Origin of the sequence: Microvirga sp. TS319, from assembly GCF_041276405.1 — a bacterium.
Lineage (GTDB): Bacteria > Pseudomonadota > Alphaproteobacteria > Rhizobiales > Beijerinckiaceae > Microvirga.
In genome coordinates, this window is record NZ_JBGGGT010000002.1 from 4,168,110 (window position 1) to 4,182,131 (window position 14,022).

Genomic DNA, 14,022 nt, shown 5'->3' on the forward strand with positions numbered 1-14,022 from the left:
TCGGTTCGAGCGTCTTTATCACGCAAAACCGGTTCCCACTTTTGGGACCCATCCGATGCTTTCTCCTTGAATGAGAGCATCGTCCGGGCGGACCCGAAGGGCCGCGTCAGCGAATACCGGATCCACTTTTCCGCACGATGCTCTAGATCAAAGCCTCGCCCTTGTTCTATTCGTTCGGGCAGGGCAGCATCATGCCGTTGCAGGAGAGCTTGCATTGAGCGGGCAGCGCCGATCCTACGAATCGGGCCACCGGCCGAAATTCATGGTGGTGGTCGACAAGACGCCGGAATGCGCGCAGGCGGTCCATTTCGCCTCGCGTCGTTGCGCGCGCACCGGAGCGAGCATGCTCATGCTCGCCGTGGTCGCTCCACCGGACAATTTCGAGTGGATCGGCGTCGGCGAGGCCATGATCGAGGAGGCGAGCGCCGAAGCCGCCAAGCTCCTCGAGGCGGCCGCCCGCGAGGCGCGCAGCGCCGCGGGCGTGGAGCCGGAGCAGGTGATCCGCGTCGGCAGCCGCGCGGAAGAGATCATCAAGCTGATCCGCGAGGACGAGGACGTATCCTTCCTGGTCCTCGCCGCCGGCAGCGGCAAGGAAGGCCCCGGCCCCCTCGTGAGCACGCTCGCCGGCAAGGCGGCCTCCACCTTCCCGGTCCCCATCGTAATCGTGCCGGGCAGCCTGACGGACGAGGAGATCGACGCCCTGGCGGGGTGAGGTGCATGGTCCGGCGTCATGGCCGTGCTCGTCACGGCCATCCAGATCTTGAAAACCGAAGCCTGAAAACCGAAGCTTGGAAGCCGCGGCGTGTCGAAGGCGTGTCTTCCCGGGACCAAGTCCGGCGGCAGGGATGTCGGAAGCGCCGCCATTCATTCTCCCCCATTCATTCTCCCCTTGGAATCCTCCTCTCCCCGATCCACATTGGGGTTAAAACCTGTTAGAACGATTCTAAACCCACCGCTCGGCCGGCCTTGAACCGGCGTCAGAGGACCCACAAGCGATGTTCATCCAGACCGAAGCCACTCCCAACCCCGCCACCTTGAAGTTCCTGCCCGGCCGCGTCGTAATGCCGGAAGGCACCTTCGAGGCGAAGACCCCCGAGCAGGGCGAGTTCTCGCCTCTGGCCCAGCGCCTGTTCTCGGTGCCGGGCGTGACCGGTGTCTTCTTCGGCTACGATTTCATCACCGTCACGAAGGCCGACGGCGAGTGGCAGCACCTGAAGCCCGCCATCCTGGGCGCGATCATGGAGCATTTCATGACCGGCGCGCCGCTCTTCGCGAACGGCTACGGGGCGTCGGAGGAGGACAGTGAGGAATTCTTCGATCCGCAGGACGCGTCCACCGTCGAGACCATCAAGGAACTGCTCGAGACCCGCATTCGCCCGGCGGTGGCGGGCGACGGAGGCGACATCACCTTCCGGGGCTTCAAGGACGGGGTGGTCTATCTCGTCATGAAGGGCGCCTGCTCCGGCTGCCCCTCCTCGACCGCCACGCTTCGCCACGGCATCCAGAACCTGCTGCGGCACTTCCTGCCCGACGTGCGCGAGGTCCAGGCTGTTTGACGGTACGTCAAGAGCTCTCATATGAACAGCGCGGCCCTCACGCCGCGCTTTTTCTTTGGAGACGTGTCTTGCCCTCTCTGTCCGACGCCGCCCTCGACCAGCTCTTCCGCAATGCCCGCACCCACCGGTGGTGGGACGACCGGACGATCTCGGAGGACACCCTGCGGGCGATCGCCGACCTCGCCAAGATGCCCCCAACCAACGGCAATTCCTCCCCGGGCCGCTTCGTCTTCGTGGTGTCTCAAGCCGCCAAGGAGAAGCTGAAGCCCCATCTCGACGAGGGCAATGTGCGCCAGACCATGAGCGCGCCCGCCACCGTCATCGTGGCGCACGACATGGAATTCTACGAGAAGCTCGATTTCCTGGCTCCGCACAGCAAGGACGCGCGCAGCTGGTTCACGGGCAGCCCCGAGACCATCGCGCGCACGGCCATCCACGGCTCGACCCTGCAGGGCGCCTACATCATCATGGCGGCGCGCTCGCTGGGACTCGATTGCGGCCCCATGGGCGGCTTCGACCGCGAGGGCGTCGACCGAACCTTCTTCCCGGACGGGACGATCAAGTCCAACTTCCTCATCAATCTCGGTTACGGCATCCCGGAGAAGCTTCACCCCCGCGCGCCGCGCTTCGCGTTCGAGGACTTCTGCCGGATCGAGTAACCGTGGCCTTCTCTTGAAGGGAGCATCGGACAGGCCCGAAAGTGCAAGTCCACTTTCGGAGCCGATGCTCTAAGATCGGCTCCCGATCAGCATGAACGGCGCGCCGTGACCGAGAAACCGCAGACCGACAGGATCGACCCTGCGCCCGAGCCTCTCCCGGAGCGCACCACGATCGACTCGACCTTCCGCAACGGGTCGCTGACGGCGATCGGGGTCGTGGTCGGCTTCTCGCTGGGTTTCTTGAGTCGCTGGGCGGGCCTTCCGGGAGACTGGGAGCGGTCCGACCTCATCGCCGTCTCCGCGATCACCCTCGGGATCGTGCTCCAGATCAAGGCTCTGGCCAATCTTCTGGCGATCGATTCTCTGCGGATCGACAAATACAACCGCTCAGTCCGGATCTTCATCATCGGGCTGATGCTCGTCGCCTGCGGGATTGCCGCCGCTCTTTTCGCCGACCTCCTCGGCTTCGGCGGTATCGCCCTGAGGGGATGAGGCGGCCGGAGGGCCACATTCGTGAAAACCGGGTCCACTTTTCCGCACGAGGCGCGAGAGCATCGGACCCAAAAGTGGATTTGCACTTTTGGGATCGAATCCGATGCTCCCTTCTTAGATCAGCGCATCGTTTGAGCTGAAAACCGGGTCCACTTTTCCGCACGATGCGCTAAAGAGAGGTCTCGATCAGACGGAGACGAATATTGCGCGTCCTTGCCATCGATACCGCTCTCGGCGCCTGCTCGGCCTGCATCTGGCAGGCGGGCGATGACGCGCCGCTGGCCGGCGAGACCCTGCCCATGGAGCGAGGCCACGCGGAGGCCCTGCTGCCGCTCATCGACCGGGTCGCCGCCAAGGTCGAAGGCGGCTTCGAGAGCCTCGACCGGGTCGCCGTGACCGTGGGACCCGGCAGCTATACGGGCCTGCGCGTCGGGATCTCGGCCGCCCGGGGAATCGGTCTTGCGGCCGGAATTCCGGTGGTGGGCGTGGCCACCCTCTCAGCCTTCCTGGCCCCGCTCATGGTGAAGGAGCGGCGCGGGCTGTTCACCGCCGCCCTCGATGCCAAGCACGGGCACATCTACATCCAGGCCATCGCGGCGGGCGGGCGCACCATCATCCCGCCGAGCCTCATGACCTATCGCGATGCGGTGCGCGTGCTCGGCTCCGGTCCGCTGCTGATCAGCGGCTCGGCCGCTCCCATGCTGGCGGCTGAGGCCCGCATGCAGGGCGTGGAAGCCCACGTGACCGACATGCCCCAGGCGCCCGACATCGCCTGGGTGGCGCGCCTCGGCGCCCTCGCCGACCCGAATCAGGCTCTCCCGAAGCCCCTCTATCTCCGCGATCCCGACGCCAAGCCTCAGGATGGCGCGCGCATCGCCCGCCGATGAGCTTCTTCGACCTCTTCAAGAGGCCCGGCGGATTCCGCATCGACCCGCTCGGCACGGAATCCGCCGCCCGGATGGCGGCGATCCATGCCGCCTCCTTCGCGCGTCCCTGGACCACGCTGGAATTCGAGCGGCTCATGGGCGAGCGCGGGATGGTCGGAGACGGGCTTTTCCTAGGTCCTGCCCCCAAGGGTCTCGCCTCAAAGCCTTCGGGCTTCGTCCTGTCGCGCATGGTGCTCGACGAGGCGGAGATCCTCACGGTCGCGGTCGCCCGCGAGGTCCGTGGCAAGGGTCTCTCGATCCCTCTCCTGGAGCGGCACCTGGATGAACTCTCCCGCCGCGGCGTCCGCACCGTCCACCTGGAGGTGGAGGAGGGAAACCAGCCCGCGCTCGCCCTCTATCGCCGCTTCGGCTTCAAGGAGGTCGGTCGACGGGAGGCTTATTACCAGAAGCCCGACGGCAGCCGGGTCGCGGCGCTCACCATGGCAGTCAGCCTATAGCCCCTCCCCGGCAAGTCCCGTATAAGCATTTTTCAGGCGCATCGTGCTTGATGCGGCGGTTCCGGGTTCCCGCAGACGCGGCCCGCCGGTTCCGCCCTAACGATGCGCGATCGAAGACAGCGGGCATCGGATCGATCCGGAGCGCGGCTTTGGCCCTCGGTCCGGCGTTCGGGGAGTGAGTTTCAGTTTTGGCAGCACGGACTATCAGCACCGGAAAATCCCGCCGACCCGGCGTGATCGAGCGCGCCTGCCGCGACAAGGGCCTGCGCATGACGGGCCAGCGGAAGATCATCGCGCAGATTCTCGACGACGCCGCCGATCATCCCGACGTGGTGGAACTCCACCGCCGGGCGGCCGAGGTGGACCACCGCATCTCCCTGTCCACGGTCTATCGCACCGTGAAGCTCTTCGAGACGGAAGGCATTCTGGAGAGGCTCGATTTCCGCGACGGCCGCTCCCGCTACGAGCAGGCGGCGCGCGAGCATCACGACCATCTCATCAATCTCGAGACCGGCGCCGTGATCGAGTTCCACTCTGAGGAGATCGAGGCGCTGCAGACCGAGATCGCCCGGCGTCTCGGCTACAAGGTCGTCTATCACCGCCTCGAGCTCTATGCGGTGCCGCTCGCCAAGGACGACGCGTGACGAGGATCGCCGTCGCCCTGAAGCTCCTCGTCCTGGCGCTGTGCAGCCTCGTGCTCGTCCCGCTGCAGATGCTGGGGATCCGCTTCGGCTGGGGCCTCATCCACCATCTGCCGGTTCTGTTTCACCGCATTCTCCTCAGGCTCTTTGGCGTGCGCGTGATCGAGAAGGGAATGCCGCCGGGCGACGCACCGACCCTCGTCGTGGCCAATCACGTCTCCTGGCTCGACATCCCCGTCATCGGCTCGGTCCACCCTCTCTCCTTCATTGCGAAATCCGAGATCGAGAACTGGCCGGTGGTCGGCCTCTTCGCGAGGCTCCAGCGCTCCGTCTTCATCGACCGCCAGCGTCGGAAAGCCACCGCCGAGGTGAACGACGCCCTCGCCCATCGCCTCGTGAAGGGCGAGGTCATCGTGCTGTTCGCGGAGGGCACCACAGGCGACGGCAACCGGCTCCTGCCTTTCCGCTCCTCTCTGGTGGGCGCCGCGCAGGCGGCCCTCATGCACGACAGCGTCGAGAAGGTCTTTCTGCAGCCTCTTTCCATCGCGTATGTCCGCCGCGACGGACTTCCCGTCACGCGGCGCGAGCGGCCCTTCATCGCCTGGTACGGCGACATGGACCTTGCGCCTCATCTCAGGCTCTTCGTGGAAGGCCACCCCATCGACGTGGTGCTGACCTGGGGCGAGCCGATCCCCTTCAACGGCAATCGCAAGGAAGCCACCGCCGCCGCCGAGAGCGCCGTGCGCAAGGCCCTGAAGGCGGTGTGAGGAAATACCTCCTCACATGTCATGAGGCTGTGGGGGCGTTGCGCTTCTCCTCCGCAGGTCGCGGATATGGATCTCCGCCATCGTGGGGATAACGGAGGGTGCGGGGCAATACGGGGCTTCAGAATCCACCCGTGTCGAACTCAAGGCCCGTCTCGATGTGTCTCGATGTGAAGAGGCCTGCTTTGCAGCGATACCGTTCCCTTTTAACACGGATCGACGCTCCTGGCGGCCCTCCCCCGATAGGCTCTCGCGATCGGTCGAAAGGCCGCTATTCTCATTAAGGCCCAAAAGGCTTAAATGGGCGCTCGATTATGGACCGCGACACCCAGCAGACAGGCCGATCTCGTGAAAAAAGTCTTCGTCAAATCCTATGGCTGCCAGATGAACGTCTATGACGCCGAGCGCATGGCCGACATGCTGACCACCGAAGGTTATGCCGAGACCAAGACCATGGAGGAGGCGGATCTCGTCATCCTCAACACCTGCCATATCCGCGAGAAGGCAGCCGAGAAGGTCTATTCCGAGCTCGGCCGCGTGCGCGAGCTCAAGAAGGAGCGCGAGACGGAAGGCCGGGAAACGAAAGTCGTCGTGGCAGGCTGCGTCGCCCAGGCCGAAGGCAAGGAGATCCTGCGCCGGGCACCCGCCGTCGATGTGGTGGTGGGTCCGCAGAACTATCACAACCTGCCGCAGCTCCTGAACAAGGCGCGCTCAGAGCGCGTGGTCGATACCGAATTCCCCATCGAGGACAAGTTCGACCACCTGCCCAGGCCCTCGAAGGCCGCGATCCGGAACCGCGGCGTGTCGGCCTTCCTGACCATCCAGGAGGGCTGCGACAAGTTCTGCACCTTCTGCGTGGTGCCCTATACCCGCGGCGCGGAAGTCTCCCGTCCCGTCGCCAAGATCGTCGACGAGGCCCTGAGCCTGGCGGATGCGGGCGTGCGCGAGCTCACCCTCATTGGCCAGAACGTGAACGCCTATCACGGTGAAGGCCCGGACGGCTCCGTCTGGTCCCTCGGCCACCTGCTCCATCGCCTCGCGGCAATTCCCGGCATCGCCCGGCTCCGCTACACCACGAGCCACCCGCGCGACATGGACGATGCGCTGATCGCCGCCCATCGCGACCTTCCGGCGCTCATGCCCTATCTGCACCTGCCCGTGCAGTCCGGCTCAGACCGCATCCTCGACGCCATGAACCGCAAGCACACGGGCGACGAGTACCGCCGCCTGATCGCGCGTATCCGCGAGGCGCAGCCCGATCTGGCGCTCTCCTCCGACTTCATCGTGGGCTTCCCCGGTGAGACGGATGCGGAATTCGAGGACACCATGCGCCTCGTGTCCGATGTGGGCTTTGCAAGCTCGTTCTCGTTCAAATACAGCCCCCGCCCCGGCACGCCGGCCGCCGAGATCGCGGAGCAGCTGCCCGAATCCGTGAAGGCGGAGCGCCTGAGCCGCCTCCAAAATCTGTTGGAAACGCAAAGACAGGCTTTCAATCGCGGAACCGTTGGTCAGACTCTGGACGTTCTCTTGGAGAAGCCGGGTCGTCACCCCGGCCAGATGGCCGGCAAATCGCCCTATCTTCAGGCTGTCCAGTTCGAGACGGACAGCCACCGGATCGGCGATATCGTGACGGTGCGGATCACGCAGGCAGGCTCGAACAGCCTGTTCGGGGAAGTGGTGCAGCCCGGCGGTCAGGCCGCGGCCTGACCCCTTCCCTGCGACTTCGAGAGTTTCTTTCGTGGCAATCCAGCCGCGAAGTACGGTAAGGAGAGGCATTTGAGGCCAGCGGACAACGCGACCGCACGAGCGCAAAAGGGCAGATCCCCCAATCCCTTGCATCCTGGCGTCGAGGAGGAGGCCGAAATCGTCCTCACCTTCGACGATAACCGCCTCGCCAGCCTGGTTTTCGGTCAGTACGACCAGAATCTCGCCCATCTGGAGCGGCGCCTGAACGTGGCCGCCATCGCCAATGGCAACCGGGTGACCGTGAAGGGCCGGCCGGACTCCTCCGAGATGGCTCGGCGCGTTCTGGAAGGCCTCTACGACCGCGCCCGCCAGGGCGCGGCGCTGGGACCCGGCGACGTGGACGGCACCATCGAGGAGGCGACCCTTCAGGGCTCGCTCTTCTCCCCGGAGGAGGCGCCCGCCCCCGGCCTCTCCGCCTTCGACCACATCGCCACCCGCAAGCGCGGCCCGGTGCGGGCCCGCAATGCGGCGCAGAACACCTATATCAAGGCTCTCAAGCAGAACGAGCTCGTCTTCGCCGAAGGCCCCGCCGGCACCGGCAAGACCTGGCTGGCCGTGGGCTATGCCGTCTCGCTCCTGGAGGCGGGACAGGTGGACCGGCTCATCATCTCGCGTCCCGCCGTCGAGGCGGGCGAGCGCCTCGGCTTCCTGCCCGGCGACATGCGCGAGAAGGTCGACCCTTATCTGCGCCCGATCTACGATGCCCTCTACGACTTCATGGAGGCGCGCCACGTGGATCGCGGTCTCCAAACCGGCATGATCGAGATTGCGCCGCTGGCCTTCATGCGTGGCCGCACGCTCACCAACGCCCTGGTGCTGCTGGACGAGGCGCAGAACACCACCTCCATGCAGATGAAGATGTTCCTGACGCGTCTCGGCGAAGGCTCGCGCATGATCATCACGGGCGATCCGACGCAGATCGACCTGCCGCCCGGGCAAAAATCCGGTCTCGTCGAGGCCGTGCGGATCCTGCAGGGTGTGGAAGGCATCTCGCGCGTGACCTTCAAGGAAGCGGACGTGGTTCGCCACGATCTCGTGCGCCGCATCGTGGCGGCCTACGACACCGCGGCGCGCGACGCGCCGCCCCAGGAACAACCCTACCGCGAACGGAACGCAAGACCGTGATCGAGCTCGACATCATGATCGAGGACGGCGCATGGGAGGAGGGGCTTCCCGATGCGGAAGCCCTCGCCCGCAAGGCCGCGGGGGCGGCGCTCGCCGTCACCTACGAGGCCGCCGGGGAGTTCGAGGCGAGCGTGATGCTCACCGACGACGCCCATATCCGGGAGCTGAACCGCACCTGGCGGAGCAAGGACAAGCCCACGAACGTGCTGTCTTTCCCGGCCCCGGAACAGCCGGGCGCGACGGGGCCTCGCTATTTGGGCGATATTGCTTTAGCGTACGAAACCCTGGTGCGCGAATCCGAGGAGGAATCCAAGGAGCTCGCGCATCATTTCGCCCATTTGATCGTTCATGGAGTTCTGCACCTTCTCGGCTACGACCATGAAGTCGAGGCGGAGGCGGAGATCATGGAAGCTCTTGAGGTGAAGGCGCTCGCCACTCTTGGAATCGCCGATCCCTATCGCGATATGGCAGCGTGAACGCAAAAACGTTTGAGCTGATACTCACATTGATATGAACGAAGATCGAAGTCGTAACGACCGTCCTGTCCGCTCTCTCTCGGACGACGAAGACCCACGAGAACATTGGTACGATCGTGTTCTCGTCCGCTTGGGGCTGAAGCCCCGCGATTCCATCCGCCACGATCTCGAGGACGCCCTCGAGGAGACATCCGTCGAAGACACGGACTTCTCGCCCCAGGAAAGGGCGATGCTCAAGAACGTGCTGTCCTTCCACCGCATCCGGGTGGAAGACGTGATGGTGCCCCGCGCCGATATCGTGGCGGTCTCCGCCGACACCAATCTCGGCGAGCTTCTGAGCCTCTTCCGCACGGCGGGCCATTCCCGCCTCCCGGTCTATGGTGAGACCCTCGACGACCCGAAGGGCATGGTCCATATCCGGGACTTCCTCGATTTCATCGCCATGCGGGCCGACGGCGGCGCCTCGGAAGGCGGCGCGAGCGACGACACGCCCCCGCCGAGCCTCGGCCAGATCGACCTTTCCATGACCCTGGCCGACGCCAACATCCTGCGCCCGGTGCTCTTCGTGCCCCGGTCCATGCCGGCCATCGACCTTTTGGTGCGCATGCAGGCGACCCGCACCCATATGGCCCTCGTGATCGACGAGTACGGCGGCACGGACGGCCTCGTCTCCATCGAGGATCTCGTAGAGATGGTGGTCGGCGACATCGAGGACGAGCACGACGAGGACGAGGACGTCACCATCGTGCCGGCGCCGGACGGCACCTACATCGCCGATGCCCGCGCGAGCCTCGACGAGGTCACCGAGAGCCTCGGCGTCGATCTCTCGGAGGAGGAAGGGGCCGAGGACATCGACACCATCGGCGGCTTCATCGTGACGCTCGCCGGTCGCGTACCCTCCCGCAGTGAGGTTATCGAGGGGCCGGGAGGGCTGGAATTCGAGGTGCTCGACGCCGATCCCCGCCGGGTGAAGCGCCTGCGTATCCTCCGGCATGTCACCGCGCCCGAGGCGATCGTCGGAGATCCCCCGAACGCTGCCCCGCGCCCTGAAAGCGCCGCGGCGGAATGACCCCCGAATGATTCCCCTGGCGGACCGCGTCATCCTCGCCCGGGGATGGCGCCGCTGGACCTTGAGCTTCGCGGCGGGCGCGGCGGGCGCGCTCGCCATGCCGCCCTTCGGCTTCCTTCCGGCGCTCGCCCTGTCCCTGACGCCGGCCGTCTGGCTGATCGACGGCACCGCCAAGCCCGATCTTGCCAAGCCCGATCTTTCCAAGCCCGACCTTTCCAAGCCCGACCTTTCCCGATGGCCCTCCTTCAAATCGGCGGCTTTGATCGGGTGGTTCTGGGGCTTCGGATATTTCGTGGCCGGGCTGTGGTGGCTTGGCGCGGCCTTTCTCGTCGAGGCGGATCAATTCGCCTGGGCCCTGCCCTTCGGGGTTCTGGGCCTCCCGGCTCTGCTGGCCTTCTTCACGGCCTTCGGGTTCGCGCTCGCCCGCCTGCTCTGGCAGCCCGACGCCTCGCGCATCCTTGCCCTCGCCTTTGCCCTCACGGTGAGCGAATGGCTGCGGGGCCATCTCTTCACCGGCTTTCCCTGGAACAATCCCGGCATGGCGCTCGGCCAGAATCTCTGGCTCATGCAGAGCGCCTCGATCCTCGGCCTCTACGGCCTGTGTTTCCTCGCTCTTGCGATCTGCGCCTCCCCGGCCGCGATCCTCACGGGGCCGACGGCCCGGGCGCGCTGGCTCGCGCCGGGGCTCGCGGCGGTCGCGCTCCTCGCCATGGCGACTTTCGGCTTATGGCGCATCCCCGCTACCCCCATCGCGAGCGTGGCGAATGTGCGCCTTCGCATCATGCAGCCCAACCTGGCCCAGGACGCGAAGTTCAACCCGCGCAACCGCGATGCGATCATGCGGCGCTATCTCTCCTTGAGCGCCCGCCCCGGCCGCGACGGGCGAACCCTCGGCGAGGTCACCCATATCGTCTGGCCGGAATCCGCGTTCCCGTTCCTGCTCCATCGCGACCCGGTCTCGCTCGCCCAGATCGGAGGGCTTCTCGAGGCGGGCGCGGTGCTGATTACGGGCGCGGCGCGCATGGACGAGCCGCTGCCGGGCGAATCGATCGGCAAGTTCTTCAACGCGATCCAGGTGATCGACGACCGCGGCACGATCCTCGGCTCCTACGACAAGGTGCATCTCGTGCCGTTCGGCGAATACGTCCCGGCCTTTCTGGAGACGCTGATCCGGGCCGTGGGCCTGCGCCAGTTCGTGCATATCCCGGGCGGCTTCGAGCCCGCCGAAAGGCGAGAGGCCCTGACCATTCCCGGCCTGCCGCCGGTCGCCGCCACGATCTGCTACGAGGCGATCTTTCCCGGAGAGATCCTGGCCGAGGGCGACGGTCCGCGACCGCGCCTGATTCTCAATCTGACGAATGACGGCTGGTTCGGCCAAACAACCGGTCCCTACCAACATTTCGCTCAGGCGCGCCTGCGTGCCGTAGAAGAAGGACTACCTCTGGTGAGAGCGGCCAACACGGGAATCTCAGGTGTCGTCGACCCTTACGGGAGGCTCGTGAGCAGCCTTCCACTCGGAGTTGAAGGCATTTTAGACTCCGATCTTCCGGTTGCGTTGGAGGCTTTTTATTCTGCAAAAACAAGAAGCTTTTCTTTGACGGCTCTGCTGACGATCTGCTTAATGGCCCTGTTTGTACGTCGAAAACAAAGAGCCACATTCTCATCCGATAAGTTGGACACGGCGTTACATCAGCTTTGATAAGAAAGCGTGGGGCCATGAAGAAGTCGACCAGCTTAATCGATAAGGAAATTGGCACGCGCGTCCGCATGCGCCGTATCTCCGTCGGCATGAGTCAGGAAAAACTTGGCGAATTGCTTGGCCTTACCTTTCAGCAGGTCCAAAAATACGAAAAGGGGATGAACCGGATCAGCGTCGGCCGCCTCGTCGATATCGCAAAGATCCTGGGCGTCGACATCCACTTCTTCTTCGACGGCATCAGGAGCGGCAAGGAAGAATCCAGCTTCGCGGAGGCGGAATCCCCACCCTATATTGCTGATGTCATGTCGACCCCGGAGGGCCTCCAGCTGATCCGGACCTTTACGGGTATCAAGAGCGCCAAGGTCCGCAAGAGCATCGTGCAGCTCGTCGCGTCACTCGCGGCACAGGAGGAGCAGGAACGTTCGTCATAACGAACGCGTTCGCTTGACCTTTCCTTTGCCGTAAGGCATGACCAAGGTGCGAGTCTGTGGACTCTGAAGGCTCAGCCTCTCTTCATTTGCCTCAAAGGAATTCTGTCGTGCGGCGGTCAAGCTATCTCTTCACCAGCGAGTCTGTGTCTGAAGGCCATCCGGACAAGGTTTGCGACCGGATCTCCGATACGGTGGTCGATGCCTATCTGGCGGCTGAGCCCGAGGCGCGCGTCGCCTGCGAAACCCTGGCAACCACCAACCGCGTGGTCATTGCCGGCGAGGTACGCGGCCCCGATTCGATCACGAAGGACAAGGTGATCCAGCTTGCCCGCGACGCCATCAAGGACATCGGCTACGAGCAGGAAGGCTTCCACTGGCAGAAGGCCGAGATTGACGTCTACCTGCACGCTCAGTCGGCGCATATCGCACAGGGCGTCGACGCCTCCGGCAACAAGGACGAGGGCGCGGGCGACCAGGGCATCATGTTCGGCTATGCCTGCAACGAGACGCCCGAGCTGATGCCGGCGCCGATCTACTACGCCCACAAGATCCTCGAGAACCTGACCGCTGCCCGCAAGGCGAAGAAGGGCGATGTCGGAAAGCTCGGCCCCGACTCCAAGAGCCAGGTCACCGTGCGCTACGAGAATGGCAAGCCCGTCGCGGCCACCCAGATCGTTCTGTCGACGCAGCATCTGGACGAGAACCTGACCTCGGAGGAAGTTCGCGCGATCGTGGAGCCCACCATCCGCGAGACGCTGCCCGAAGGCTGGATCCTGCCCGAGACGATCTGGCACGTGAACCCGACCGGCAAGTTCGTGATCGGCGGTCCCGACGGCGATTGCGGTCTGACGGGACGCAAGATCATCGTCGACACCTATGGCGGCGCGGCGCCGCACGGCGGCGGCGCCTTCTCGGGCAAGGACCCGACCAAGGTGGACCGCTCGGCCGCCTATGCCGCCCGTTATCTCGCCAAGAACGTGGTCGCGGCCGGTCTCGCGGACCGCTGCACCCTCCAGGTCGCCTACGCCATCGGCGTGGCCAAGCCCCTGGCGATCTACGTGGACCTGCACGAGACTGGAAAGGTGGGCGAGGACAAGCTCGAGGCCGTGCTCATGGAGGTCATGGACCTCTCCCCGCGCGGCATCCGCACCCATCTCAGCCTCAACAAGCCGATCTACGCGCGGACCTCGGCCTATGGCCATTTCGGCCGCAGGCCCGACGCGGATGGCGGCTTCTCCTGGGAGCGCACCGATCTCGTCGATACCCTGAAGGCGGCCTTCCGCTAACCGTCATGAGCGAGGCACAACAGCGCGCCGGCGCATTTTTCGGGCGCCGGAAAGGCAAGAAGCTTCGCTCCGGTCAGGATGACCTGATCCAGAACCTCTTGCCCGCGATCCGCGTGGTCCCGGGCAGTCCCCCTTCCGGCCAGTTTCCGAACGCGACGGCCCGCGAAACCTGGCTCGAGATCGGCTTCGGCGGCGGCGAGCATCTCGCCGCCCAGGCCCGGACCCACCGGGACGTCAACTTCATCGGCTGCGAGCCCTTCGTGAACGGCATGGCGAAACTGCTCGCGGCCGTGGAGCACGAGAAGCTCGACAATATCCGGGTGTGGGACGACGACGTCACCAAGCTCCTGCCGGAGCTGCCCGACCGGTCGTTCGACCGGGTCTACATCCTCTACCCCGATCCGTGGCCGAAACGTCGCCAGCGCAAGCGCCGCCTCGTATCCGACGAGATGCTGGAGATGCTGGCCCGCGTCATGAAGCCCGGGGCGGAACTGCGCTTTGCCAGCGATATCGACGATTATATCGGCTGGGTGCTGGCCCGCGCGCTGCGCTCCGATCACTTCCGCTGGACGGCTGGGCGCGCCGACGACTGGCGCAGACCCTACGAGGGCTGGCCCGGCACCCGCTACGAAGCAAAAGCCATCCGCGAAGGCCGCGTGCCGAGCTACCTGACTTTCGTTCGGAACTGAGTCTG

The 14,022-nt window shown here is 65.2% G+C and carries 16 protein-coding genes; all 16 read left to right on the forward strand.

The annotated features are described in order from the left end of the window. The first annotated feature begins 214 nt into the window (after nt 1–214). Nucleotides 215–712 (forward strand): universal stress protein, encoded by a 498-nt coding sequence (locus AB8841_RS29040; protein ID WP_370439206.1) that lies wholly within the window; start codon nt 215–217, stop codon nt 710–712. Between the two features lie 283 nt (nt 713–995). Next, complete coding sequence (locus AB8841_RS29045) at nt 996–1,556, forward strand: NifU family protein (RefSeq protein WP_370439207.1); 561 nt, start codon at nt 996–998, stop codon at nt 1,554–1,556. A 68-nt stretch (nt 1,557–1,624) separates the two neighbouring features. Then, nucleotides 1,625–2,215 carry a malonic semialdehyde reductase gene (locus tag AB8841_RS29050; protein ID WP_370439208.1) on the forward strand — a complete coding sequence of 197 codons (591 nt, stop codon included), beginning with the start codon at nt 1,625–1,627 and terminating at the stop codon, nt 2,213–2,215. A 105-nt stretch (nt 2,216–2,320) separates the two neighbouring features. After that, the gene (locus AB8841_RS29055; protein ID WP_370439209.1) at nt 2,321–2,707 is read left to right on the forward strand and encodes a hypothetical protein; all 387 of its coding nucleotides are present in this window, start codon (nt 2,321–2,323) and stop codon (nt 2,705–2,707) included. 203 nt (nt 2,708–2,910) lie between these two features. Then, nucleotides 2,911–3,594 (forward strand): tRNA (adenosine(37)-N6)-threonylcarbamoyltransferase complex dimerization subunit type 1 TsaB, encoded by a 684-nt coding sequence (gene tsaB / locus AB8841_RS29060; RefSeq protein ID WP_370439210.1) that lies wholly within the window; start codon nt 2,911–2,913, stop codon nt 3,592–3,594. Further along, on the forward strand, nt 3,591–4,091 hold the full coding sequence (locus AB8841_RS29065) for a GNAT family N-acetyltransferase (protein ID WP_370439211.1): 501 nt from the start codon (nt 3,591–3,593) through the stop codon (nt 4,089–4,091). The genes tsaB and AB8841_RS29065 overlap by 4 nt, the downstream gene beginning before the upstream one ends. Before the next feature lie 269 nt (nt 4,092–4,360). Then, entirely contained in the window at nt 4,361–4,735 is a 375-nt protein-coding gene (locus AB8841_RS29070) for a Fur family transcriptional regulator (protein WP_370439397.1), read from the forward strand. Beyond that, complete coding sequence (locus AB8841_RS29075) at nt 4,732–5,499, forward strand: lysophospholipid acyltransferase family protein (RefSeq protein WP_370439212.1); 768 nt, start codon at nt 4,732–4,734, stop codon at nt 5,497–5,499. The genes AB8841_RS29070 and AB8841_RS29075 overlap by 4 nt, the downstream gene beginning before the upstream one ends. Before the next feature lie 345 nt (nt 5,500–5,844). After that, nucleotides 5,845–7,203, forward strand: a complete 1,359-nt coding sequence (gene miaB / locus AB8841_RS29080) for a tRNA (N6-isopentenyl adenosine(37)-C2)-methylthiotransferase MiaB (RefSeq protein ID WP_370439398.1) — start codon at nt 5,845–5,847, stop codon at nt 7,201–7,203. 69 nt (nt 7,204–7,272) lie between these two features. Beyond that, a complete protein-coding gene (locus tag AB8841_RS29085) occupies nt 7,273–8,367 on the forward strand; it encodes a PhoH family protein (RefSeq protein ID WP_370439213.1) in 1,095 nt (364 codons plus the stop codon). 14 nt (nt 8,368–8,381) lie between these two features. Then, nucleotides 8,382–8,843: an rRNA maturation RNase YbeY gene (ybeY, locus tag AB8841_RS29090; protein ID WP_370439399.1), complete on the forward strand. Its 462-nt coding sequence runs from the start codon at nt 8,382–8,384 to the stop codon at nt 8,841–8,843. 34 nt (nt 8,844–8,877) lie between these two features. After that, nucleotides 8,878–9,912: a hemolysin family protein gene (locus AB8841_RS29095; protein ID WP_370439214.1), complete on the forward strand. Its 1,035-nt coding sequence runs from the start codon at nt 8,878–8,880 to the stop codon at nt 9,910–9,912. Nucleotides 9,913–9,919: 7 nt separating this feature from the next. Then, the gene (lnt, locus tag AB8841_RS29100; protein ID WP_370439215.1) at nt 9,920–11,611 is read left to right on the forward strand and encodes an apolipoprotein N-acyltransferase; all 1,692 of its coding nucleotides are present in this window, start codon (nt 9,920–9,922) and stop codon (nt 11,609–11,611) included. 17 nt (nt 11,612–11,628) lie between these two features. Beyond that, nucleotides 11,629–12,042: a helix-turn-helix domain-containing protein gene (locus AB8841_RS29105; RefSeq protein WP_370439216.1), complete on the forward strand. Its 414-nt coding sequence runs from the start codon at nt 11,629–11,631 to the stop codon at nt 12,040–12,042. A 107-nt stretch (nt 12,043–12,149) separates the two neighbouring features. Next, nucleotides 12,150–13,328: a methionine adenosyltransferase gene (gene metK / locus AB8841_RS29110; protein ID WP_370439217.1), complete on the forward strand. Its 1,179-nt coding sequence runs from the start codon at nt 12,150–12,152 to the stop codon at nt 13,326–13,328. A gap of 5 nt (nt 13,329–13,333) precedes the next feature. Then, nucleotides 13,334–14,017 carry a tRNA (guanosine(46)-N(7))-methyltransferase TrmB gene (locus AB8841_RS29115; RefSeq protein WP_370439218.1) on the forward strand — a complete coding sequence of 228 codons (684 nt, stop codon included), beginning with the start codon at nt 13,334–13,336 and terminating at the stop codon, nt 14,015–14,017. The last annotated feature ends 5 nt before the right edge of the window (nt 14,018–14,022 follow it).